The 25,108-nt window shown below is 57.4% G+C and carries 19 protein-coding genes; 13 read left to right on the top strand and 6 right to left on the bottom strand.

Annotation, left to right across the window (positions count from 1 at the left end; genetic code table 11):
* Window positions 1–21: 21 nt before the first annotated feature.
* The 4 genes from tagF to N5923_RS21010 all read right to left on the bottom strand — a co-directional run bounded on the left by tagF (window position 22) and on the right by N5923_RS21010 (window position 4,684).
* Window positions 22–720 carry a type VI secretion system-associated protein TagF gene (gene tagF / locus N5923_RS21025; RefSeq protein WP_267144134.1) on the bottom strand — a complete coding sequence of 233 codons (699 nt, stop codon included), beginning with the start codon at window positions 718–720 and terminating at the stop codon, window positions 22–24.
* Between the two features lie 16 nt (window positions 721–736).
* On the bottom strand, window positions 737–2,848 hold the full coding sequence (gene tssM / locus N5923_RS21020) for a type VI secretion system membrane subunit TssM (protein ID WP_267144135.1): 2,112 nt from the start codon (window positions 2,846–2,848) through the stop codon (window positions 737–739).
* Window positions 2,848–4,068 (bottom strand): type IVB secretion system protein IcmH/DotU, encoded by a 1,221-nt coding sequence (gene icmH, locus N5923_RS21015; RefSeq protein ID WP_267144219.1) that lies wholly within the window; start codon window positions 4,066–4,068, stop codon window positions 2,848–2,850. The genes tssM and icmH overlap by 1 nt, the downstream gene beginning before the upstream one ends.
* Window positions 4,069–4,168: 100 nt before the next feature.
* Window positions 4,169–4,684, bottom strand: coding sequence for an SH3 domain-containing protein (locus tag N5923_RS21010; RefSeq protein WP_407704509.1), 516 nt, complete (start codon window positions 4,682–4,684; stop codon window positions 4,169–4,171).
* A 586-nt stretch (window positions 4,685–5,270) separates the two neighbouring features.
* On the opposite strand from N5923_RS21010, the gene N5923_RS21005 reads away from it, so the two are divergent.
* The 7 genes from N5923_RS21005 to cobA all read left to right on the top strand — a co-directional run bounded on the left by N5923_RS21005 (window position 5,271) and on the right by cobA (window position 17,328).
* Window positions 5,271–6,536 (top strand): nitrate- and nitrite sensing domain-containing protein, encoded by a 1,266-nt coding sequence (locus tag N5923_RS21005; RefSeq protein WP_267144137.1) that lies wholly within the window; start codon window positions 5,271–5,273, stop codon window positions 6,534–6,536.
* A 281-nt stretch (window positions 6,537–6,817) separates the two neighbouring features.
* On the top strand, window positions 6,818–8,068 hold the full coding sequence (locus N5923_RS21000) for a CmpA/NrtA family ABC transporter substrate-binding protein (RefSeq protein WP_267144220.1): 1,251 nt from the start codon (window positions 6,818–6,820) through the stop codon (window positions 8,066–8,068).
* An 11-nt stretch (window positions 8,069–8,079) separates the two neighbouring features.
* Window positions 8,080–8,961, top strand: a complete 882-nt coding sequence (gene ntrB / locus N5923_RS20995) for a nitrate ABC transporter permease (protein ID WP_267144138.1) — start codon at window positions 8,080–8,082, stop codon at window positions 8,959–8,961.
* Window positions 8,962–8,971: 10 nt separating this feature from the next.
* A complete protein-coding gene (locus N5923_RS20990) occupies window positions 8,972–9,760 on the top strand; it encodes an ABC transporter ATP-binding protein (protein ID WP_267144139.1) in 789 nt (262 codons plus the stop codon).
* A 10-nt stretch (window positions 9,761–9,770) separates the two neighbouring features.
* Window positions 9,771–13,859, top strand: coding sequence for a nitrite reductase large subunit NirB (gene nirB / locus N5923_RS20985; protein WP_267144140.1), 4,089 nt, complete (start codon window positions 9,771–9,773; stop codon window positions 13,857–13,859).
* Window positions 13,856–16,480, top strand: coding sequence for a nitrate reductase (locus N5923_RS20980; protein ID WP_267144141.1), 2,625 nt, complete (start codon window positions 13,856–13,858; stop codon window positions 16,478–16,480). Before nirB ends, N5923_RS20980 begins: the two co-directional genes overlap by 4 nt.
* An 11-nt stretch (window positions 16,481–16,491) precedes the next feature.
* Window positions 16,492–17,328 (top strand): uroporphyrinogen-III C-methyltransferase, encoded by an 837-nt coding sequence (gene cobA / locus N5923_RS20975; protein ID WP_267144142.1) that lies wholly within the window; start codon window positions 16,492–16,494, stop codon window positions 17,326–17,328.
* Here cobA and N5923_RS20970 read toward each other — a convergent pair.
* Window positions 17,271–18,062 carry a DeoR/GlpR family DNA-binding transcription regulator gene (locus tag N5923_RS20970; protein WP_267144221.1) on the bottom strand — a complete coding sequence of 264 codons (792 nt, stop codon included), beginning with the start codon at window positions 18,060–18,062 and terminating at the stop codon, window positions 17,271–17,273. The two genes, cobA and N5923_RS20970, sit on opposite strands and share 58 nt — an antisense overlap.
* A gap of 361 nt (window positions 18,063–18,423) precedes the next feature.
* Between N5923_RS20970 and N5923_RS20965 the strand changes: the two genes are divergently transcribed.
* From N5923_RS20965 to N5923_RS20940, 6 genes are all read left to right on the top strand, one after another.
* Window positions 18,424–19,221: a GolD/DthD family dehydrogenase gene (locus N5923_RS20965; protein WP_267144143.1), complete on the top strand. Its 798-nt coding sequence runs from the start codon at window positions 18,424–18,426 to the stop codon at window positions 19,219–19,221.
* Between the two features lie 93 nt (window positions 19,222–19,314).
* Window positions 19,315–20,250 carry a D-ribose ABC transporter substrate-binding protein gene (locus N5923_RS20960; RefSeq protein ID WP_267144144.1) on the top strand — a complete coding sequence of 312 codons (936 nt, stop codon included), beginning with the start codon at window positions 19,315–19,317 and terminating at the stop codon, window positions 20,248–20,250.
* A 52-nt stretch (window positions 20,251–20,302) separates the two neighbouring features.
* Entirely contained in the window at window positions 20,303–20,914 is a 612-nt protein-coding gene (locus tag N5923_RS20955; protein ID WP_267144145.1) for a DUF2291 family protein, read from the top strand.
* 18 nt (window positions 20,915–20,932) lie between these two features.
* Window positions 20,933–22,462, top strand: coding sequence for a sugar ABC transporter ATP-binding protein (locus tag N5923_RS20950; RefSeq protein ID WP_407704538.1), 1,530 nt, complete (start codon window positions 20,933–20,935; stop codon window positions 22,460–22,462).
* 20 nt (window positions 22,463–22,482) lie between these two features.
* Complete coding sequence (locus tag N5923_RS20945) at window positions 22,483–23,526, top strand: ABC transporter permease (RefSeq protein WP_267144147.1); 1,044 nt, start codon at window positions 22,483–22,485, stop codon at window positions 23,524–23,526.
* Window positions 23,527–23,551: 25 nt separating this feature from the next.
* Window positions 23,552–24,352, top strand: a complete 801-nt coding sequence (locus N5923_RS20940) for a glucose 1-dehydrogenase (protein WP_267144148.1) — start codon at window positions 23,552–23,554, stop codon at window positions 24,350–24,352.
* On the opposite strand, the gene N5923_RS20935 is transcribed toward N5923_RS20940, so the two are convergent.
* Complete coding sequence (locus tag N5923_RS20935; RefSeq protein WP_267144149.1) at window positions 24,353–24,898, bottom strand: YbhB/YbcL family Raf kinase inhibitor-like protein; 546 nt, start codon at window positions 24,896–24,898, stop codon at window positions 24,353–24,355. It lies immediately after the preceding gene.
* Between the last annotated feature and the right edge of the window lie 210 nt (window positions 24,899–25,108).

The raw sequence follows: 25,108 nt of genomic DNA, 5'->3' as shown, positions 1-25,108 counted from the left end.
AAAAAGCCAAAAAGCATAATGCTATTCAAACATCGGCGGATAAAGTCCGTTCCGCCCCGGCAGGGCACCAGCCGCCGGATTGAATAGTAGCGAAAACAGCTGTGCGGTAAGGTTGCCGCTATGCTTGTGTGTCGCATGTGGATAGCCGTCAATGCGGTTACTCCACCAGTAACTGATATATTGCTGCGGATCGAAACGATCCGCGACTTCGCGCCAGTTCAGAGTGCAGGGCAGATCCTGATAGCCAATCACATCCATAATCGCTGAACGCTGTTTTTCCGGCACCGACAGCGGCGCCAGCGCCAGCAAGCTGGCTTCCAGCTCATCAGGTGACAGGCCGTTACGCACCCCGCGCCATAACGTATCGCCCAGCGCCTGATACCATTCGCCGGAGATCGCCAGCTGGGCCGGGTGCCAGTCGTTCAGCGCAAAGCTGCGCAGCGCCAGCAGCGGCCAGGCGCGACCGACCCGATCGCGCGAGGGCAGCAGGCAGCCCATCTGGATCCGCTGCACGCCGCTGGTGGCAGGTAATACAAAATTCCACACTGGCGCGCGTAAAAACTCATCGCTGGTGGCGCCGGTATGATGGTGCCAGTGGGTCAGCCCCTGCTGGAACCAGTTTGACCAGCTGGCAACGATCGGTTCAGGCAATCGTCGCTGGATAAAGTCACCGGTGATCGGCAGCTTGCCGTACCAACCGAGGCTTAGTCTCTCTGCCATAACTTTATCCTTTGGATTAGTGAGCGTTCCGGGTGACCGACGGAAACAGCACGCCAGGCGTTAACGCCAGTGCGGTGCCGTTTTGGCCCGCTTTATCCAGATTATCCGCCAGTTTACGCATCATTAATGCGTTATCGCGTGCATAAGGCGATGTCTGGATCTGACGATCCAGCAGCTGGCTGAGATGCCAGTCGAGCTGCTGCAAATCCCGCGTGGTCACGTCCGCAGGCAGGGTACGCTGGAAATTCTGCATCACCCAGCCGCGCAGGAACTCACCGTCGTAATTGCGCGGCTGATACAGCATCTGATAAGCCCGCAACGCATTACGGCTGAATTCACTGTCGCCGCCTTTGTCATTACGCAGAGTGGCGGTGATCTGCCGCGCCACGCGCGGCAGCAACAGTGAACGCAACGCGTTCTGATACAGCGTCCAGGCTGCATCGCTGATCTGGTCACCGCGATACAGTCCGGCGCGAATGCTGAGTGGCGGACTGTCGAGCGAAAATTCTCCGGGTTGCGGTAACTTCACCAGATTATTTAAGAAGGGTAGCAGATCGATAATATCGCCGGTCTCGGCCTGCGAAAAATGTTCAGCCTGCTGTGACAATGCCGGAACCCGCGCTTCAATCTGCTGCAGATAGTGCTGATTCTGGTAGTAGCTCAGCAGCCACCAGCCACTGGCGACCAGCAGGCTCAGCGCCAGCGCGCCATAGCCTACCCAGTGCATCAGGCGGTTACGGTACTCCCACGAGCGATCGCTGCCGGCAAGGCCACTCTCTTTAAAAATCACTTCGCTCAGCAGATCGCGGATAAAGAAACTCTGGCCTTTATTCGCCGGAATCGGCGCAGCGCGATTGACGCTGTCCCAGCTGGCGATAGAGTGACGCCTTGCCTGCGGCAGTTGCAGTTTGCGCGTCAGCTCACCCATTACGCGGTCAAACGGCAGTCCTTCCTGGGTGCCGCTGGTAAAGAACAGGCCACGTGCAGACCACGCCACTTCGCCGGCGTCTGGCGAAAAGACAATATCAAGATATTCGGCCAGCAACGGGCGCAGCGAAGCGAACTCCTGCGGAAACAGGAAGCAGTCGGCGCGCTGGGTTAAATCATGTTCCTGCGCCATCTTGCAGGCTAAATCCCGGGTTAAACGGTTGGACAGCGTCAGGAATTGCTGATCAAACAGCTGGTTAAGCGCACGTTCGCTGTCACGGTTAGGTTCCCAGGGGAAGGTAAAGCCCCAGGTCTGTTCGCGTTGTGACTTGTCGAGGGTGGCAAAGTAACTCATAAACCCTTTCAGCAGATCGGTCTTGGTCACCATCACATATACCGGGAAGTGGATGCCTGTCTGCTGATGCAGTTCGGCCATCCGGTTGCGCAGGGCGGTAGCCTGGGTAAAGCGCGCTTCAGCGGAGTCGCTCAGCAGATCGGCGACGCTGATAGTAATAATCACGCCATTGATCGGCTGACGGGCGCGGTAATGCTTCAGCAGATTGATAAAGGTTTGCCACTCGCTGGCGTCGCGGGCGCGCATGCTCTCCTGCAAGGTATAACGCCCGGCGGTATCCAGCAGCACCGCACGGTCGGTAAACCACCAGTCGCAGTGACGGGTGCCGCCAACGCCGCGGATTGCCTGTTTACCCATGCTGTCAGTCAATGGGAACTCAAGACCGGAGTTAATCAGCGCGGTGGTTTTACCGGCCCCCGGCGCGCCGACAATCATGTACCAGGGCAGCTGATAGAGATAGCGCGCGCTGTAGCGCTGGAACCAGCTGGAAGGCGGACGCTGATAAAAGTGGGCTTTTTTCAGTAATGACGCCGCTTCATTAAAGCGCGAGGTTAACAGCTCCTCGGTGGCCATCATTTCGCCATGATCGACATTACTGTATTGCAGATTATGCAGCAGCTTGCTGTTAAACCAGGCGCTGTAGAGATGCGGAATAAGCTGAAACAGGATCCACAAGAAATAGCTGATACCGACCAGCACCTGACGATGTAGCGGCGCTTCCAGCGGACGCAGATCGTTCACGGTCACCAGCGGGCCGAGCATCCAGATAACACTGGCCAGCGCGGTAATGCCGATAAAGCCCCATAACAGGCGGCTGGTAAGCAGTGAAAACAGTTGATTACGCATCACGGCGCTCCTTTCTTAACCGGGCTGGCCGGTTCTGGCGCGGCAAACAGGGTGATTTCCACACGGCGGTTGTGGGCGCGATTTTCCTTGCTGTCATTAGGCATCATCGCATCGCTGTCACCGCGGCCTTCCGCGCGGATATCATGACCGGGCGCCAGCTGCTGTTCCAGCTGGCTGGCAATGGTGCGCGCCAGCGCCAGCGAATATTCGTAGTTGGAGGCAAAGCGCGCGCTGCGCAGCGGTTGATCGTCGGTGTAGACCGTCACCACGATTTTACCTTTAATATCATCCATCGCGGCAGCAACGCGGGCAATCAGCGCCCGACCCACCACATTCAGCGCAGTGGCGTTGTCGTCGAACAGCTTGTCATTTGACAGTAACACCTTACTGCCGAAAGGCCCGTCGCTGACCTCCAGCTGATTGGCGGCGATCACATCACTTAATGCTTTGCGCAGATCGAGCAGGCTTTGCGGCGAACTGGTGTTGCGTCCGCTGATGACCTGCGGCAGGGGCGTTTGATAGATCTCGCGCAGCAGCGGTTCCGCAGAATTTCCCAGCCGCCAGTTCAGCCCGCTGTAAACCATGCAGGCGATAAAGGCGGTAACCGTAAAGCAGGCCCACAGCGGCACTGGCGGGCGCCACAGATTGCTCTGTTGCGGGCGCACCACCACCTGCGCCGCCAGCGGTTGCTGCGGCGTATTGCGGGAGCTGTCAATCAGCTGGGCCAGCCGGTGACGAATGGCGTCGCATTGCGCGCGACCATTTTCCGCTCCGCGGTAGCGGCCTTCATAGCCAAGCAGTAAGCAGTAGTGAATCACTTCCAGTAACCACAAATGCTGTTGTGGCGACTGTGAGATACGCGACAGCAGCTGGAAAAACTTTTCTCCTCCCCAACTTTCATTATGGAAGGTAACCAGCAAGCCATTACCAGACCAGACGCCGCGCGTACCCCATGGGGTTTGCGCCGCCGCCTCATCCAGCACGCTACATAAGCAGTAGCGGGCGCCAATAATCATCTCAAAGGGTAAATCCAGCTGTTTACAGCGGGTTTCAAACAGGCGGATCTCATCCACCAGCTGGTGGCGCAATCCGGCCGGGTCATCATGCGTTGCGGCCAGACGAATTTGCACAATGGCATTCAGTAAGGGCGCAGCTGCGGCGAATAATGGGTTTTCGGCGCTCGCATCGGGGGTATCGCGGGCGGCAAGTTCCGGCGTCATTGGCTGTGGTAAATCCTGGCTTAGCGTCTGTTCCATCAGGCGATTTCACGTGTTATTCAAGCAGTAAGGCGCGTCACTGCGCCTTGCGAAGCCGCATGGATCATTCAAGAATCCAGGTTGCGGTGTCTTTATTTTTGCAGGCTTTGCTGGCGCCGCCGACATCCACACACACTTGCTGTTTTGCCGATTTACGCGGGCGTGGCCGATCGTTACGCAGCGTCGCGTCATAACGTTCGCTTTTAACGCCCGCTTTCAGCGGTACATAGCCAATTAACTGCTCCTGATCTTCCTCAGCAATAGCCAGCCAGTGGTTTTCAACTTCACCTAATACGGTAAATGATTTGCCGTTATCCAGATAACGCACAATTTTACCGCTGTAATCCGGCGTGGTCATGACAGAAGCATTATAGAGTGCGCGCCAGTTTTCGTTGACCGCGGTAAATTCCTGCGGCGGCTGGACGGCATAACGGTGGGTCAGTTTGACGCCCGCTACCTCACTGGTCACCAGCGTATCATCGGTCAAAGGTGGCGGGGGAGCCTTACATCCGGCCACGGTAAGCACAGCAATTAGTGTCAACGCGATACGAATTTTCACAGTGATCCTCGTGAATATCATCAGGGAGTCTGGACAATTTCAGACAGTCTGGCGCATAAATGCGCAAATTAAGGTTAAATTTTGACCAATTTATGTGGCGCGCCTGCCCGGAAAATTGCTTAGTTTTACATAAACATAAAGTGCGGTCAGTCTACCTGACACTTTTGAGATTTAAAACCATTGCATGCAAATGATTATCATGTTAATTGCTCGCCGCCCGGTTGCGTGTCCGTGCGGCTGAGAGCCGACAGTGCGTAGCTTAGATTAAACGAATTTATGCTTAGGGATTTGACGGACAGGGCAAAGAATGCCGCCATCGAAGCGCAAAAGTGGCACTGAAACTTATCTTATTAGCAAATCTGATGTGTTATGCGGGCGGCAGCGCTGTTGCCGCTCGGTAAAAAAGTAAAATAATTCAGAGATTACAGACGGCAATGACCGGCGATATCTGCCACTTCACTGACACGGAATTGCCACGCGCCTGCAGCAGCAGATTCAACCATCCACCCGACACTGGTCTGCACCCACTCTTTTATGCTGTGGCCGGAATAAGCGGCACGACTCTTGCTTGATCTGGTAATAATTTGCGTCTTACGGAGCGACCTCCATGACGGCAGCCACGCCTTCAGCTCTCAATTTTTTGCTGGCATCACGGCAAAGTGAAATCGCCAGCCTGCGTAATCTGCTGCATACCGGCCAGCTGATTGGTCAGCTCAGTCAGCTGATCCATGTGCTGCAACGCGAAAGGGGCGCCTCCAATATCTGGCTCTGTTCCACTGGCAAACTGTTTGGCGCTGAGCTGCCGCAGCGCGAACGCGATGTCAGCCGCGAATTAGCCAGCATGATCCAGTTGCTGCCGCGTCCGCAGAACAGTCCGCTGGCAGGCAACAGTCGTCTTTATGCGCGTATCGCGGCAGCGCTGCACGGACTGAGTGAACTGGAGCCGCTGCGTCAGCAGGTGCGCGATCGTACCCTCAGTCATGCGCTGGCGATGGAACGCTTTAACCAGATTATCCGTCAGCTGCTGAACCTGGTATTTGAGGCTGCCGATACCGCCAGCGATGCGCAGGTGTCACGCGCGCTGATCGCCATGTTCAGTTTTATGCAGGGTAAAGAACTGGCGGGCCAGGAACGCGCCACCGGTTCCGCCGGCTTTGCCGTCGGCGCATTTAGCGCCGAACAGAGCAAACATATTGTGGCGCTGATCGAAGCGCAGGAGCGCTGTTTCAGCACCTTCAGTCAGTTTGCCGATGCAGGCAGCCTGCAACTGTGGCGCGAAATAGCCGAAGCGGAACCGGAAGTGGAGCGTCTGCGCCGGGTTGCCTGCATGAGCAGCCAGACCGGTGAGGCGGGGGTTTCGCGCTGGTTTCAGCTGCTGAGTAAACGGCTGGACAGCATGAAGGTGGTGGAAGACCGGCTGGAAACCACCCTGATGCAGTGCTGCCGTGACACCATCCGCCGTGCGGAACAGGCGGATGAAATCAGCGATCTGAGCAGCCATTTGCAGGCGATCAACAGCGAGCAGGGTTACAGCCTGTATGTCGCTGGCGCCGACTGGACCGGCGGCCAGAGCGTGGCGCTTGATGCGGAGGGCGTTGCGCCGCAGCTGGGGCGATCGGTATTAACCCTGATTCAGCAGCAGTCGCAACGGTTGCAGGCGCAGGCTGATGAACTGGCAACCATGCGCGCCTCGATGAATGATCGGAAACAGATCGATCAGGTGAAACTGTTGCTGATGAATCTTCACGGTTACAGCGAGGAGCAGGCCTGGCAAACGCTGCGCAAAATGGCGATGAATCAAAATAAACGCGTGGTAGATATCGCTAACGCGATGCTATCTGTGGCATCGGCCTTTGACGGAAGATCAAAATAATTAAATGCACAATGAATGTGCGTGTTATGCCTCAGGATAGTGCGTTCGCTGATACTGCGGTCGCGTAGCGGTCGCTGCTGAAAGCGATAAGCGCCTGTAAAATGCAACTTTATTACCTGTCAGCAAAGCTGGCACACCGCTTGCAACACTTCAATTACAAATAATGCATTTGCTTCGCCAATGGCGGTGAAACGAGTGCTTTGGATAAAGGCGTCCTGCCGCATGCTTTCGAGCATGTCGGAGGACGCCTTTTTTTATTTCTTTTTTTCAGGAAGCCAATGATGAGCAAAGAGCGTTTTCCACTCTCCCGACGTCGATTTCTTGCCGGCAGCGCCATACTTGGCGGCGGTTATCTGTTGCCGGGATTGATGAACAGCGTCTGGGCCGCCGGATCGGATGCGCCGGAGAAAACAGAAGTAAACGTCGGCTTTATTCCGCTTACCGACTGCGCGCCGGTGATTATGGCGGCGATAAAAGGCTTCGATAAACAGTACGGCATCCGCATTTTGCCGAGTAAAGAGGCGAGCTGGGCGGCGGTGCGTGACAAACTCACCTCCGGCGAGCTGGATGCCGCCCATGTGCTGTATGGCATGTTGTACGGCCTGCATCTGGGCGTCGCCGGGCCGCAGCATGCGATGGCGAACCTGATGACGCTGAACAACAACGGCCAGGCGATCACCCTGTCGAATCAGCTGAAAGAGATGAAAGTCACCGATGGCGCCAGCCTTAAACAGGCGGTGGCAGCTAAACCGCCAGGCACTTACACCTTCGCCCATACCTTTCCCACCAGTACCCATGCGATGTGGCTTTACTATTGGCTGGCCAATGCCGGGATCAATCCTTTCGATGATGTGCGCACCGTGGTGGTTCCGCCGCCGCAGATGGTGATGAATATGAAGATCGGCAATATGAGCGGCTACTGCGTCGGTGAGCCGTGGAATCAGCGCGCCATCAGCGAAAACATCGGGTTTACCGCCGCTACCACTCAGCAGATCTGGCCGGATCATCCGGAGAAAGTGCTGGGCACCCGCGCCGCCTGGGTGCAGGAAAATCCCAACACCGCCCGCGCGCTGACCGCCGCAGTGCTGGAAGCCGCGCGCTGGATCGATGCTTCCGATGACAATCGCCGTGAAACCGCCCAGGTTATTGCCGGTCGCGCGTATCTCAATACCAGACCAGAGACTATCGAAGGTCGCATGCTGGGCGAGTATGAAAACGGCCTCGGCCAGCGCTGGCAGGATCAGCATGCGATGCGCTTCTTCCATGATGGCGCGGTGAGCTTCCCTTATCTCTCCGACGGCATGTGGTTCCTGACTCAGCAAAAACGCTGGGGATTGCTGAAACAGGATCCCGACTACCTTGCGGTGGCAAAACAGGTTAACCGCATCGATATCTACCGCCAGGCGGTCAGCGCGGTAGGGAATGTGGCTTTACCGGCCAGCGAGATGCGCAGCAGCACTTTGCTGGACGGCAAAGTCTGGGACGGCAGTAATCCGGCGCAGTATGCCGCCAGTTTCGCGATTAAACGTTGAGGAGAACAGAGATGAAAAGTGAAGCGCGCGTGGTAGTGCTGAATGCTGACAGTGCGGCAACCCGTGCCGAGGTGATTGCACTAAAACCGCCGGCAAAAACGGGGGGCAAATTGCGGCGTAACTGGCTGCGGCCGTTAATGCAGCGGGTGATCCCGCCTTGCTGCGGTCTGCTGCTGCTGCTGGCGGTGTGGCAAATCGCCGCGCTGTACAGCAGCGGTTTCCCGACGCCGTACAGCACCTGGCAGGCGGCGCTGACGCTGTTTGCCGATCCGTTCTATAACGCAGGTCCTAACGATCAGGGCATCGGCTGGAATGTGCTGGCGTCACTGCAACGTGTGGCGATTGGCTTTGGCCTGGCGGCGCTGGTGGGCATTCCGGCTGGCTTTATGATTGGTCGCTTCACCTTTCTGGCGCGCATGCTCAATCCGATTATTGCCTTACTGCGTCCGGTCAGTCCGCTGGCGTGGCTGCCGATCGGCCTGTTGCTGTTTCAGCGCGCTGAACCAGCCTCCAGCTGGACGATTTTTATCTGCTCGATCTGGCCAATGATTATCAATACCGCAGAAGGGGTGATGCGTATTCCACAGGATTATCTCAACGTGGCGCGCGTGCTGAAGCTCTCCGAGTGGACGGTGATGCGTAAAATTCTGTTTCCGGCTGTGCTGCCTGCGGTGCTGACCGGCGTGCGCCTGTCGATTGGCATTGCCTGGCTGGTGATTGTCGCCGCCGAGATGCTGACCGGCGGGCTGGGGATTGGTTTCTGGATCTGGAACGAGTGGAACAACCTGAATGTGGAAAACATCCTGATCGCCATTGTGATTATCGGGGTGGTGGGACTGTTGCTGGAGCAGGCGCTGATGCTGCTGGCTCGTCGTTTTAGCTGGGAAAAATAAGGGGAATACCGTGAATCCAATAATTCAGGTACAGAACGTCAGCCAGCGCTTTGACACCGATAGCGGTGAGTTTCTCGCGCTGGATAACGTCAGCTTCAATATCAGCGAAGGCGAAACCGTCAGTCTGATTGGTCACTCCGGCTGCGGCAAATCAACGCTGCTGAATTTAATTGCCGGTTTAACCCAACCCACATCCGGCGTGCTGCTGTGTGATAACCGCGAAATCGACGGCCCTGGCCCGGAACGCGCGGTGGTATTTCAGAATCACTCGCTGCTGCCGTGGCTGACCACCTGGGACAACGTGGCGCTGGCGGTAAATCAGGTGTTTCGCGCCACGATGAGTAAAGCGGAGATGCGCGAGTGGATCGAGCACAACCTGGAGCTGGTGCAGATGGCGCATGCGCGGAATAAACGCCCCGGCGAAATCTCCGGCGGTATGAAGCAGCGTGTTGGTATTGCCCGTGCGCTGGCGATGAAGCCACGGGTGCTGCTGATGGATGAACCCTTTGGCGCCCTCGATGCGCTGACGCGCGCGCACTTACAGGATGCAGTGATGCGCATCCAGCAGAAATTAAATACCACCATTGTGCTGATTACCCATGACGTCGACGAGGCAGTGCTGCTTTCCGATCGCGTGCTGATGATGACTAACGGCCCGGCGGCGACGGTGGGTGAGATCCTCAGCGTCGACCTGACGCGACCACGTTCGCGGGTGGCACTGGCGGAAGAGCCGCATTATCACCATTTGCGCCAGCAGGTACTGCATTTCCTCTATGAGAAGCAGGTCAGCGCGGCATAAGGAGCGGGCAATGGTCGAACATCTGCTGGTGATTGGCAACGGCATGGCCGGGATGCGCATGGTGGAAACCCTGTTGCAGCTGGCGCCGCAGCGCTATCGCATCACGGTGATTGGCCGCGAGGCGCTGGGTAACTACAACCGCATTATGTTGTCGCCGGTGTTAAGCGGTGAAAAGCCGTTTGCCGATACGCTGCTGCATATCCCGCAGTGGTATGCCGATCACGGCGTCACCCTGCTGAGCGGTGAAACCGTGCTAAAGGTGGAGATTGCCCGCCGCCAGCTGGCGACCGATAAGCGCCAGCTCAGCTGGGATCGGCTGGTGTTTGCCACCGGTTCGCTGCCGGTGATGCCGCCGGTTGCCGGTATTGATGCGCCACATGTCAGCGGCTTTCGTCGGCTGGCGGATGTCGAGCAGATGCTAAGCAGTAACGGGCCGGTGGTGGTGCTGGGCGGCGGCGTGCTGGGTATTGAAGCGGCGGCGGCGCTGCGTCTGCGCGGCCGCGCGGTGGCACTGGTGCACCGTCAACCGTGGCTGCTGGATCGCCAGCTGGACCAACAGGCCGCGGCAATGCTGCAGGATTCGCTGCAACAGCGTGGTATCGCCTGCTGGCTAAATCAGCAGATCAGTGTGATTCATAGTGACAGTGTCACTTTATCCGGTGGGCAGCAGCTGCCTGCTGAGCGGGTGGTGATTGCTACTGGTGTAAAGCCGGAACTGGCGCTGGCAAAAGCGGCAGGGCTGGTTTGTGGTCGCGGTATTCAGGTTAATGGTCAGCTGCAAACCCGCCAGCAGGGTGTCTATGCGTTAGGCGAATGTTGTGAAATTGACGGCGAAACCTTTGGCCTGCTGGCTCCCTGTCTGCGTCAGGCGCAGATCCTCGCCCATCAGCTGGCCGCAGAGCCGCTGGCGGACTTTCAGCCGGAAGAGAACGCCATCCGGCTGAAGGTCACCGGCATCGACGTGTTTAGCGCCGGGGATATCCGTGACGATCCGCACAGCCGTTCGTTAATCAGTTTTGACCCGCTCAGTTCGCACTATCGCCGTCTGCTGCTGCGCGACGGCAAGTTAAGCGGTGTGCTGCTGTATGGCGATATCAGCCAGGCGGCATCGCTGATGAAAAAATTACAACGCGCTGAGGCAGTGTCATCTGCCGCGCTTTTTGATGCTGAAGATAACTACAGGCAGCCATTGGCTGCAGGGAACAATGTGATGAGCAAACCGGTATTAGTTGTGATTGGCCACGGGATGGTCGGTCATCATTTTCTTGAACAGCTGGTGCAGCGCGAGTTGCACCATCACTATCAGGTGGTGGTGTACGGCGAAGAGCGCCATCAGGCTTACGATCGTGTCCATCTCTCCGACTATTTCGCCGGCAGCAGCCATGCGGATTTGTCGCTGGTCAGTGAAAACTTCTTCGAACTGAACGGCATTGAGCTGCGCAGCCACTGCGAAGTGGTAGCGATTGACCGCCAGCGAAAATGCATTCGCGATGCCAGCGGCCATGAGATGGCGTGGGACAAACTGGTGCTGGCGACCGGATCCTGGCCGTTTGTGCCGCCGATCCCGGGTGGTCAATCAGCCAACTGCTTTGTCTACCGGACCCTGGACGATCTGGATGCGATTGCCGCGCGGGCGAAACAGGCGACGCGCGGCGTGGTGATTGGCGGCGGTCTGTTAGGGCTGGAAGCGGCCAATGCGCTGCAACAGCTGGGACTGGAAACCCATGTGGTGGAGTTCGCGCCACGGCTGATGGCGGTGCAGCTGGATGACGGCGGCGCACAGATGCTGCGGCGTAAAATTGAAGCCCTCGGCGTGCGTGTCCATACCGCTAAAGAGACGCGCGAAATCACTGAGCATGCTGACGGCAGCATGACGCTGAACTTCGCCGATGGCGAAACCCTGACCAGCGATCTGGTGCTGTTTTCTGCCGGGATCCGACCGCGTGACCAGCTGGCGCGTGACGCCGGTCTCAACCTCGGCCCGCGTGGCGGCATTGCGATCCATGATACCTGCGCCACCTCGGATGCGGCCATTTACGCCATTGGCGAATGCGCGCTGTGGAACGGGCAGATCTTTGGCCTGGTGGCGCCGGGTTACCAGATGGCGCGGGTGCTGGCGGCGACGCTGGCTGGCGAAGCCGCGGCGTTTACCGGCGCCGATATGAGCACCAAACTCAAACTGCTGGGGGTGGAAGTGGCTTCACTTGGTGATGCGCATGGACGCACGCCGGGCTGTCAGAGCTATCACTGGACCAACGGGCCACAGGAAATCTACAAAAAAATTGTGGTATCCGCCGACGGTAAAAAGCTGCTTGGCGGCGTGCTGGTGGGCGACAGCAGTGAATACAGCACCTTATTGCAGATGATGCTGAATGATATGGCGCTGCCAGCCGCGCCGGAAACCTTGATCCTGCCGCAAACCAGCGGTGCGCCGGTAAAAGCGCTGGGCGTGGCGGCGCTGCCCGACAGCGCGCAGATCTGCTCGTGTCATAACGTCAGTAAAAGCGATATTTGTGGCGCGGTGCGTAATGGCGCGGGCGATATGGCGGCGATTAAAAACTGCACCAAAGCCGCTACCGGCTGCGGCGGCTGTGCGGCGCTGGTGAAACAGGTGATGGAGTTCCAGCTGGCGGATCTCGGCGTGGAAGTGAAGAAAGATGTCTGTGAACACTTTGCCTGGTCGCGTCAGGAGCTGCACCATTTGATCCGCGTTAATCAAATTAAAAGTTTCGATCAGCTACTGACGCAGCACGGGCGTGGTCACGGCTGCGAAGTATGCAAGCCACTGGTGGGGTCGTTGCTGGCTTCCTGCTGGAATGAGTATCTGCTGAAGCCGCAGCATCTGCCGTTGCAGGACACTAATGACCGCTACTTTGCCAATATTCAGAAAGATGGCACGTATTCAGTGGTGCCGCGCATGCCTGCCGGAGAGGTCACCCCGCAGGGACTGATCGCCATTGGCCAGATTGCACAGCGCTATAACCTCTACAGCAAAATCACCGGCGGCCAGCGTATTGATCTGTTTGGCGCGCGCCTCGACCAGTTGCCAGAGATCTGGCAGCAGCTGGTCGAGGCCGGTTTTGAAACTGGCCATGCCTACGGCAAATCGCTACGCACGGTGAAATCCTGCGTCGGATCGACCTGGTGTCGCTACGGTGTGCAGGACTCTACCGGCTTCGCTATTGCGCTGGAGAATCGTTACAAAGGACTGCGTGCGCCGCACAAAATCAAAATGGCGGTATCCGGCTGCACCCGCGAGTGCGCCGAAGCGCAGAGCAAAGATATCGGCGTGATTGCCACCGATAAGGGCTGGAATCTGTATGTCTGCGGCAATGGCGGCATGAAGCCACGCCATGCCGATCTGTTTGCCAGCGATCTCGACGATCAGACCCTGCTGCGTTATGTCGATCGGCTGCTCATGTTTTATGTGCGTACCGCCGATCGTCTGCAACGCACCAGCGTGTGGATGGATAATCTGGAAGGCGGTCTCGACTATCTGCGCGCGGTGGTGATTGAGGACAGCTTAGGTATCGGTAGCGAGCTGGAACAGGAGATGCAGCGGGTGGTGGCGGCTTATCAGTGCGAATGGCAGACCACGCTGGCGACGCCGGACCGTCTGGCGCTGTTCCGTCCGACCGTCAATAGTCAGGATGCCGATGAGACAGTGCGCCGGGAACAGTCGCGCGGGCAGATCCGTCCGGCAACCCGATCCCCGATCCCGCTGACCGAACTGCCGGCAGAGCCGTGGAGTGCCTTGTGTCAGCTGCAGGATATTCCGGTGCAGGCCGGGATTGGCGCGCGGCTTGGCAGCCTGCGCATCGCTCTGTTCCGTTTTGGCGAGCAGGTTTTTGCGCTGGATGATATTGAGCCAGGTACGCAGGCCAGCGTGATATCGCGTGGCATTCTCGGTGACAGCGGTGGTGAAGCGATGGTGATCTCGCCGCTGTACAAGCAGCGCTTCCGCCTGCGTGATGGTCAGAGTATTGATAATCCGGCGTTGCAGCTGCGCTGCTGGCCGGTGAAACTGGAAAATGGCGTTGTACTGGTGGCGAATACGCCGCTGGTGGTGGCGGAAACGGCGATGGCGGTGGCGATATGAACAGCACCTGCCCGTACTGTGGGGTGGGCTGCGGCGTTACGCTGAGTGCTCAGCCCGACGGAAAGGTGCAGGTCAGCGGCGACAGCCGCCATCCGGCCAATTATGGTCGTCTGTGCGTCAAGGGCGCGGCGCTGGGGGAAACCCTCGGTCATCAGGGGCGTTTACTGTGGCCGCAGCTTAACGGCCAGCGTGTCAGCTGGGATCGGGCGCTGGATCGGGTGGCGCAGGGGTTGCAGCAGGTTATTGCGCAACACGGGCCGCAGGCGGTGGCATTTTATGCCTCCGGCCAGCTGCTGACTGAGGATTACTACGCGGCAAATAAGCTGATGAAGGGTTTTATTGGCAGCGGCAATATCGATACCAATTCCCGGCTCTGTATGGCGTCGGCGGTGGTGGGCTATAAACGCGCCTTTGGCGCTGATGCGGTTCCCTGCTGTTATGACGATTTCAGCCATAGCGATCTGATTGTGCTGGTGGGATCCAACACCGCCTGGGCGCATCCGGTGGCGTATCAGCGGCTGGTGGCAGCGAAAAAGCAGCGCCCGGCGATGCAGGTGGTGGTGATCGATCCGCGCCGCACCGCCAGCTGCGACCTCGCCGATCTGCATCTGCCGCTGCGTCCCGGCAGCGATGGCGCGCTGTTTGCGGGCTTACTGCACTGGCTGGCGCAGCATCAGGGTATTGATCGTAGTATGCTGGCGCATCTTTCGGGCGTGGAAGCGGCGCTGACGGCCGCGGCGGAGTGGCCCGGCGAGGCGGTGGCTGCGTTCTGCCAGCTGGAGCTGGCGCAGGTCGAAGCCTTTTATCAGCTGTTTACCTCCTGTCCGCAGGCGCTGACGTTGTATTGCATGGGCATCAATCAGTCGGGCAGCGGCAGCGATAAGTGCAACGCGATTATCAATGCGCATCTGCTCAGCGGCAAACTGGGCCGTGCGGGTAGCGGGCCATTTTCGCTCACCGGGCAGCCCAATGCGATGGGTGGGCGCGAAGTGGGCGGTCTGGCAAATCAGCTGGCGGCGCATATGGAGTTTGCGCCACAGGATATCGATCGCCTGCGACGTTTCTGGCACAGCGACCGTGTGGCGCAGCAACCGGGACTGAAAGCGGTGGAGTTGTTTCAGGCTATTGAGCGCGGCGAGGTTAAAGCAGTATGGATTATGGGCACCAATCCGGCGGTATCGTTGCCGGATGGTCATCGCGTGGCGCAGGCGCTGGCGCGCTGTGAACTGGTGATCGTGTCTGATGTCAGTCAGCATACCGATACTACCGCTTTTGCCGATATTCTGCTGCCCGCGCAGGGCTGGGGCGAGAAAAATGGCACCGTCACTAATTCGGAGCGCCGCATTTCACGCCAGCGCGGCTTTGTCGCGGCGGCGGGTGAGGCGCAGCCTGATTGGTGGATCATTGCCGGTGTCGCGCGGCGTATGGGATTTGGCGCGGCTTTTGCCTGGCAACATCCGGCGGAGATTTTCCGTGAACATGCGGCGCTGTCCGGTTTTGAGAATCAGGGCGCGCGAGCCTTTGATATCAGCGGGCTGGCGACCCTGACTGACGCCGGATGGGACGCGCTGCAACCGATCCAGTGGCCGGTCAACACGCAGCATCCGCAGGGCTGTGCCCGGCTGTTTAGCGACCGGCGCTTTTTTCATGCCGACGGTAAAGCACGGCTGCTGGCTATCACACCACGCCTTCCCGCCGCGCAGGTCAGTGACGCCTGGCCGCTGCTGATGAACAGCGGACGTATTCGCGATCAGTGGCACACCATGACGCGCACCGGCAACGTGCCGCGTCTGATGCAGCACCGGAGTGAGCCTTTTGCCGATCTGCATCCGCAGGATGCGCAGCAACATCAGATAAGCGAAGGCGATTTAGTGCGGGTGCAGTCGGCCAGCGGCTGGATAGTTGTGCGCGCCTGGCTTACTGATGCGCAGCAGCGCGGCACGCTGTTTGTACCGATGCACTGGACGCGGCAGTTCGCCGCCGAAGGCAATGTCGACCGGCTGGTGGCGGCGCATCTCGACCCGCACTCCGGTCAGCCGGAGAGTAAGCAGACGCCAGTACGTCTGCGTCGCTGGCACAGTGACTGGCAGGGGATGTTATTTGTACGTGACAATGTCACTATTAACGCCACCGGCTGGTGGGCGCGGATCCCGCACGAGGCGGTAACGCAATATCAGCTGGCGGCTGACGGCGATCCGCAGCGCTGGCTGGCGCAGCAGTGCGAGCTCAGTGGCCTGACACTCCAGTATGCGCAGGGTGAAGGCGCTTGTTATCGGCTGCTGGGCTGGCGCGACGGCGTGCTGGTGGTGGCATTTTATGCCGATGGTTTGCGTCCACAAATTGACAGCGCACTGGTGGCGCAGGCATTTCGTCAGCCGACGACCACCGCTGCCGAACGCCATGCATTACTGGCGGGGCGGGCCGCCGATAGCGCAGGCAATGGCAAAACCATCTGCAGCTGCTTTGGCATCGGCGAACAACAAATTATCGCGGCAATTGCCGGTGGGTGCAGCAGTGCGGCGGCGCTGGGCAAAACATTAGGATGCGGCACGAACTGCGGCTCCTGTATTCCTGAATTAAAACAGTTAATTGCCCGTTGTGCGGTTTCGCAAGCGGGTTAACGAGGTATCCAATGACAGTGGCGCTCTCTTCTCTGGATAAATTACTGCGCGGTGCAATGCACGGAGCAGAACCTGGCGCGGTGTGGCTGGTGGGTGCCGGACCCGGCGATGTCGATCTGCTGACGGTAAAAGCACTCAGGCTGATCGAGCAGGCGCAGGTGCTGGTGTACGATCGGCTGGTCAGTGCGGAAATCCTGGCGCTGGCGCCTGCGGATGCCCTGTGCATTGATGTCGGCAAAACCCCTGGCTTTCATGGCATGAAGCAGTCGCAAATTAATCAGCTGCTGGTGGATTTAGCGCGTACCGGTCAGCAGGTGATCCGGCTAAAAGGTGGTGATCCCTTTATTTTTGGGCGCGGCGGCGAAGAGATGAGCTGGGCGCAGCAGGCAGGCATTCCCTGTCATGTGGTGCCGGGGATCACCGCGGCGACAGGCTGTGCCGCGGCCTGCGGCATTCCGTTAACGCACCGGGCAATGGCGCAGTCGGTACGCTTTATAACCGGCCATGGCCGCGATGGCAAACCGCAGCCTGACTGGCAGAGTTTGCAGGATCCGCGTCAGACACTGGTATTTTATATGGGACTGACCTGGTGCGAAGCATTAAGCCAGCAGCTGATTGCCCACGGCCGCGATGCGCAAACCCCGGTGGCGATTATTGAACGCGGCACCCGGCGCGATCAGCGGGTCATGATTACTCGCTTAGCGGAACTTGCCCGCTGTGTGGCAGAACAGCAGCCGCAGTCTCCGAGTTTGCTGATCATCGGCGACGTCGTGACGCTGTACCGGCCCGCTTATTCCGCCACCAGTACTTTGACCCCCAGCGCTTCAAACGCATTAATCGACAGCTGAGAGATGCCGCTGTCGGTGATCAGATAGTGGATATCGCTCCAGTCACAGGGCAGGGCAAACATCGATACCTTATCGATTTTACTCGAATCGGCCACCACATAGACGGTGCTGGCCGATTTCATCATCGCGGTTTTCACTTTGATATCGGTTTCACTGGGAAAGCTCAGCCCGAGGCGCGGTGAGATACAGGCGGTGGCAAGAAACAGTTTGCCGGCCAGCACATTGTCAAAAAATCCGGCGGCTTTTTCACCCGAGGTGGAGAGCGTGGGGAATTTAAAGGTACCGCCGGTTAGCAGGATATTGATCCCCGGCTCGCCGCCCAGCTTCAGCGCGATATTCACTGCGGTAGTGATAACCGACAACTTTCGAATATGGCTCATATGATTGGCGATTGCGGTGGTGGTAGTGCCGGAATCGAAAATCACTGTATCGCCATTCTCAATATGTTTCGCCGCCAGTCGGCCGATGGCATCTTTTGCCTCCAGATGCGTCTGGCGTTCCAGCAGCAGTGCGCCGGTATTCTGCCTGCCGGTCATCAATGTGGCACCACCATGATAGCGCTGCACATGCCCCTGTTGCTGCAACTTACGCAGATCGGTGCGGATGGTGGCCTCGGTCAGGTTAAAAGCCTCAGTCAGCATTTTTACCGTGACGGTACCGTCCTCCCGGATCATCTCGAGAATCTTATCGCGGCGCTGCTGCATATCAGCCAGCTGTTCACTTTTGCTTTTCAATCGAAACACTCCCTTTTCCTGATTGTCGCGCTCAGGCTCGGCTCAATCGCTGTCTCTGCAGCAAATATTAACGCTGCTGGTGAATGAAAGCGAGATGGCACCCGTGAAATCATCACTTTCGTTCGAAAGTGTTATGGATGAAATGCAATTGATTTTCCACAGTTTTCACCGCTATTTGTCCATATGGTCAAGATTAAAGATTATCACATAATAAATAAATCAGTCACTTATGTGGTTTGCTGGTTTTTATTTGAACTATGATCTGCGCCACAAACCATTAACAAACGATAGCGTATATTTTTATTCGAAAACCAATAACACCGTTTCGTTAACAGGGCCGTTTCGTAAGGAGAGCCGGACGATGAGTAGTGAATACGATGTCAATCTGCGTTACGGCGTAGATATCAACCTTAATCTGAGCGGTAAAGTTGCGGTGGTGACGGGCGGTCTTGGCGGGATTGCGATGGCCAGTAATCAGATGTTGCTGGCAAAGGGCGCCAGCCTCGCACTGCTCTATCCGGCCTTTGAGCAGGAGAAAGTGGCGGAGATCGCCGCGCAGTTTGATGCCGCACGCGTACAGTTTGTCTCCTGCGACGTCACCGACCCGGCGTCAGTGGAGAGCGCGTTTCAGCAGGTAGTTGCCCACTACGGGCATCTGGATATTCTGCTTAACTGCGCGGGCTACGTGATGCTCCAGCCGGTGATGGAGACGGAGTTTACCGAGTGGCAAAAACAGATTGCCGTCAATCTGACCGGCCCGTTCCTCTGCTCGCAGGCGGCGGCAAAACAGATGATTGCTGCCGGTCAGGGCGGCAAGATTATCAATATCGCTTCGCAGGCAGCGTCAATCGCCCTCGATAACCATGTGGCCTACACCGCCGCGAAAGCCGGGCTACTGGGCATGACCAAAGTGATGGCGAAAGAGTTCGCTCCCCACAAAATCAACGTTAATACCCTGTCACCGACCGTGGTGCTGACACCGATGGGTGAAAAAGCCTGGCGCGGCGAAAAAGGGGAAGCGATGAAAAAATTAATTCCGCTCGGGCGTTTTGCTTATACCGATGAGATCGCCGCCGCCGTGCTGTTTTTCGCCAGCAATGGCAGTGACATGATCACCGGCGCTGATCTGATGATCGATGGCGGTTTCACCATCTGGTAATCCAAAAAATGTAGGGGCGGCGTTCTCGCCGCCCGCGCCAGCATCAGAAATCACCTTTTGACCCTGCATATAACAAACAGAGAGAACATCATTATGAAAACGCGTGTATTGCTGTTAGCCGTTGCTACGGCCTGTAGTTTTTCCGGCGCGCTGCTCGCGGCGGAAAAAGGCACCATTATGATTATGGTTAACTCACTCGATAACCCTTACTACGCCTCCGAAGCCAAAGGCGCCAATCTGAAAGCGCAGGCGCTGGGGTATAAGACTTCGGTGCTGTCCCATGGCGAAGATGTGAAGAAGCAAAGCGAGTTAATTGATGCCGCCATCGGTAAAAAAGTGCAGGGCATCGTGCTGGATAACGCTGACTCCACTGCCAGCGTGGCGGCAATTAAAAAAGCCAAAGATGCCGGTATCCCGGTGGTGCTGATCAACCGTGAAATCCCGGTTGATGATGTGGCGCTGGTGCAAATCACCCATAACAACTTCCAGGCGGGTTCCGATGTCGCCAACGTATTTGTCGAGAAGATGGGCGAGAAGGGCAAATACGCCGAGCTGACCTGTAACCTCGCGGATAACAACTGTGTGACGCGATCCAAATCCTTCCACCAGGTGCTGGATCAATATTCCGATATGCAGAGCGTGGCGCGCCAGGATGCCAAAGGCACGCTGATCGACGGTAAACGCATTATGGACAGTATCCTGCAGGCACATCCGGATGTGAAAGGGGTGATCTGTGGTAACGGCCCGGTGGCGCTGGGAGCGATTGCGGCGCTGAAAGCTGCCGGTCGTGACGACGTGATTGTGGTGGGTATCGATGGCAGCAACGATGAACGTGAAGCGGTCAAAGCCGGCACATTGAAAGCCACCGTAATGTTGCAGGCGCAGGCGATTGCCGCGCAGGGAGTTACCGACCTCGATAACTTTATCCAGAAAGGCGCCAAACCGGAAAAACAGCGCGTGATGTTTCGCGGCATCCTGATCACGCCGGAGAATGCCAGCAAGGTTCAGGACTTCAACTTTAAGTCGTAACGCGTAACCGACTGCTGTCGCGCCCGCCCGGCGGGCGCAAAGGAGAGTAACGATGTTCAGAGGTGTCTGGCTGACGATTGCCGCACTGGCCTTAGGTGGCTGCCGTATCGTGTCCCAGCAGGAGCTGGCCGCATTAAAAAATCCGCCCAACCCGAAGATGGCGGATGTTCACCAGGTGTTTGAGCAACACATTATTCCGCAGCTGGCCAGTGAGGCGAAACCACTTGATGTGCTGATGAAAGATCTGGCGGCGGCGAAGGATTTTGACAGCGCCTGCCGGACATTGGGTTATCGCGCGCAGGCGGAGAACCCGTGCGTATTTACCGTAGTCGTCAAAGGCGCGGTAGAGAGTGTCAATACCACCTCGCGCAGCGGCAGGATGACGGTGAAAGATATCAGCGGCGTTAGTGCGGTGGTGCAGATCGGGCCGATTATTCGCGGTACGGCGCTGCGCGATGCTTATAAAGGCGCCAGCTATCAGGACTTTAACGACCAGGTGCTGTTTGGCGACTATGGCCGCGCGATCAATAACCAGGCCTCCGATCTGATGAAAAGCCTGCAGCCGAAGGTGGGCGATAAACTTGAAGTGGTAGGCGTGTTCAGCAGCTGGGACATTCCGCAGACCGTACCGGATATTACTCCGGCACGGGTAACGCGTCAGTAAGGAGTGAGTATGGCCCAGATGCAAAGCGAGCAGGCGCCACTGCCGGAAGTGATTATCGAGACGCAGAGTGTGTCGCGCATCTATCCCGGCGTCATCGCCCTCGACCAGGTCAACTACCGCGTCTACCGCAATCAGGTCAATGTGCTGATCGGCGAGAACGGCGCCGGTAAATCCACCATGATGAAAATGCTGGCCGGGGTGGAAACACCCTCCTCCGGACAGATTTTCCTCGACGGCGAAGCCGTCCATCTGCACTCCACCCAGCAGGCGGAGAAACATGGCATCAGCATTATTTTTCAGGAGCTGAACCTGTTCCCCAATATGAATGTGATGGACAACATTTTTATCGGCAACGAGTTTTTCCAGCGCGGACGGATTAATGAGAAGTATCAGTATCAGCTGGCGAAAGCGCTGCTGGAGCGGCTGGAGCTGGATGTCGACCCGTATGCCTCGCTTGGCGAACTGGGTATCGGCCATCAGCAACTGGTGGAGATCGCGCGCGCGCTGTCAAAAGATACGCGGGTGCTGATTATGGATGAGCCAACCTCGGCGCTGAGTCAGTCGGAAGTGAAAGTGCTGTTCAATGTGATTGCTCAGCTGAAGCGGCGGGGTGTCACTATTATCTATATCTCACACCGGCTGGAAGAGCTGATGGAGATTGGCGATCACATCACCATTTTTCGCGATGGCCGTTTTATCAGCGAGCGTGACGTGCGCGACGCCAGTGTGCCGTGGATTATCGAACAGATGGTCGGCGATAAGAAAAAACATTTTGATTACTCCCCTGCCAGTCAGGGCGAGACGGTGCTGGCGGTCAGTGGCCTGACGGCGCTGCACCAGAACGGCGGCTATAAGCTGAATGATGTCACTTTTACTCTGCGTAAAGGCGAAGTGCTGGGCATCTATGGCCTGCTGGGCGCCGGACGTACCGAACTGTTTAAAGGGGTTATTGGCCTGATGCACTGTCAGAGCGGCAGCGTCATGCTGAATGGCCAGTCGCTGGAGAAGTGCAATTTTCAGCAGCGGCTCAAACGCGGTATCGCGCTGGTGCCGGAAGATCGTCAGGGTGAAGGGGTGATCCAGCTGATGTCGATCAAAACCAATATGACGCTGTCAGATGTCAGCCTGCGCGCATTTTATCGCGCGCTGGCGCTGTTACGTCCCAATCAAGAGCAGATCCGGGTTAACGATATGATCCAGCGGCTGGCGATCAAAGTCAGTGATATTGAGCTGCCGATCACCTCTCTCAGCGGCGGTAATCAGCAGAAGGTGGTGCTGGGCAAGGCATTAATGACCGGGCCGAAAGTGGTGCTGCTGGATGAGCCGACACGCGGTATCGATGTCGGGGCAAAAACCGATGTTTATCATCTGATTGGATCGATGGCGCATCAGGGGCTGGCGGTGATGTTCTCCTCTTCCGAACTGGATGAAGTGATGGCGCTGGCCGACCGTATTCTGGTGATGGCCGATGGCAGGATCACCGCCGATTTACCGCGCGCCGAGGCGACACGCGAAATGCTGATCGCGGCATCCACGCCGCATGACTGACCGCGCCTGAGGATAATAAGATGAACCAGAAATACCTGCTTTATATGTACTTACTGAAAGCGCGCACCTTTATCGCCCTGTTAATCGTAATTGGCTTCTTTAGCATTATGGTGCCGAATTTTCTCACCACTTCAAATCTGCTGATTATGACGCAGCATGTCGCCATTACCGGTCTGCTGGCTATCGGTATGACGCTGGTGATTCTGACCGGCGGCATCGATCTGTCGGTCGGCGCGGTGGCGGGGATCTGCGGCATGGTGGCGGGCGCGTTGCTGACCAACGGCATTCCGCTGTGGGGCGGCAATACTCTGTTCCTCAATGTGCCCGAGGTGATCCTGCTGGTGGCGGTATTTGGCGTGCTGATTGGTCTGGTCAATGGCGCGGTGATTACCCGTCTGGGGGTCGCGCCCTTTATCTGTACGCTCGGCATGATGTATGTCGCGCGTGGTGCGGCGCTGCTGTTTAACGACGGCAGCACCTATGCCAACCTGGTCGGCCTCGAACCGCTGGGCAATACCGGTTTTGCAATACTCGGTTCCGGCACGGTGTTTGGCGTGTATATCCCGATCTGGCTGATGCTGGGCTTTCTGCTGCTGGGGCTTTATCTGACACGCAAAACCCCGCTGGGACGCTATATCTACGCCACCGGCGGCAATGAGTCCGCCGCGCGCCTCGCTGGCGTGCCGATTATCAAAGTGAAAGTGTTTGTCTACGGTTTTTCCGGGCTGTGCGCCGCCCTGGTCGGGCTGGTGGTGGCCTCACAGCTGCAAACCGCCCATCCGATGACCGGCAATATGTTTGAGATGGACGCCATCGGCGCCACGGTGCTGGGCGGCACCGCGCTGGCGGGCGGACGTGGTCGGGTTTCCGGTTCGATTATTGGCGCCTTTGTGATCGTCTTTCTTGCCGACGGTATGGTGATGATGGGCGTCAGTGACTTCTGGCAGATGGTGATTAAAGGCCTGGTGATTGTTACCGCGGTGGTGATCGACCAGTTCCAGCAGCGTTTACAAAGTAAGGTGGTGTTGATGCGTCGCCATGAAATTAAACAGCAGGCAGCGTGATGACCACCCTTAACAGGAGCAGAGTATGAAGCGTGATTTTAGCGGAAAAACGGTGGTGATCACCGGCGCCTGCCGTGGCATTGGCGCGGGTATTGCTGAGCGTTTTGCCGGGGATGGCGCCCGGCTGGTGATGGTGTCAAATGATGGCGAGCGGGTGCAGGCGACGGCGGAAAAACTGCGTTCGCAGTATGGCGCGGAGATTCTGTCGTTACAGGTGGATGTTACTGATGAAGCGCAGGTGCAGGGGTTATATCAGCAGGCGGCGCAGACGTTCGGCAGCATCGATGTCTCGGTTCAGAATGCCGGGGTGATCACCATTGCGACTTACGACAAGATGCCAAAAGCGGATTTTGAGCGCATCCTCGCGGTGAATACCACGGGCGTCTGGCTTTGCTGTCGCGAAGCAGCGAAGTATATGGTGAAGCAGCAGAGCGGCAGCCTGATTAATACCTCGTCCGGCCAGGGGCGGCAGGGCTTTATCTATACGCCCCACTATGCGGCCAGCAAAATGGGGGTGATCGGCATTACCCAGAGTCTGGCCCATGAGCTGGCGCCGTGGCATATCACCGTCAATGCTTTCTGCCCGGGGATTATTGAAAGTGAGATGTGGGATTACAATGATCGCGTGTGGGGTGAAATACTCAGCAGCGACAGCAAACGTTATGGTAAAGGCGAGCTGATGGCGGAGTGGGTTGAGGGCATCCCGCTAAAACGCGCCGGGCAGCCGCGCGATGTCGCCGGGCTGGTGGCGTTTCTGGCGTCCGATGACGCGCGCTATATCACCGGACAAACCATTAATGTCGATGGCGGGCTGATTATGTCGTAATCAGTTGCCGTAACGACCAATAATCCCGGCAGCGCCGAGAGTGTGACCTTTCAGTTTTTCCAGCAATGCTTCACGCGTTAAGCCATGTTGCAGACCGCTGGCGGGCAGGTCGGTGGCAATCAGCGTAAACACATAGTGGTGCGCGCCGCTGCCTGCCGGTGGACAGGGGCCATGATAACGGTCGTTGCCGGGGGTGTTTTTACCGCCAGTATAGCCGGTGCCAGCAGTTAACTCACCCTGCGCAAAGCTGTTACGTTCGGCGGGGATGTTATAGGCCACAAGGTGCGACACGCCAAGGCCTTTGGCGCCTTCCGGGTCAAATACCAGTAACGCGAAACTTTTGGTGCCCTGCGGTGCACTGCTCCAGCTAAGCGCCGGCGAGACATTTTTACCGGTGCAGCTGGCATTGCCCGCTGTGGCGCCGGCAAATTGTTGCGCCAGCAGTGCATTATCAGAAAAGTCCGGCGAGCTCAGGCTAAAGACCTGCTCAGCACCCGCGCTGGCGGTGGCCAGTAGCAGGCTGGCGCAGAGTAGCGTTTTCTTCATGGTCAATCCTCGTGAGTGATAAACTGGTTAAAGTCTGGTCGATAATTCAACAACTTGCCACACGCATTTTATCCATGCCTTCACTATTTTCCGCTGGCCGCTAATGGCCGAATTTTCGAAATACGCGACACAGTATGTTAAGCTAAAGTCTACTTTTTTATGTCAAGTCCGTGAGAGCGGTCATAAATTTGTGAGATTGACAGATAACGG

This window comes from Winslowiella arboricola (genome assembly GCF_025527015.1).
In the GTDB taxonomy this organism is placed as follows: domain Bacteria; phylum Pseudomonadota; class Gammaproteobacteria; order Enterobacterales; family Enterobacteriaceae; genus Erwinia; species Erwinia arboricola.
Note: the sequence above shows the minus strand (reverse complement) of the source record. Positions and strands in the feature narration are given on the sequence as shown.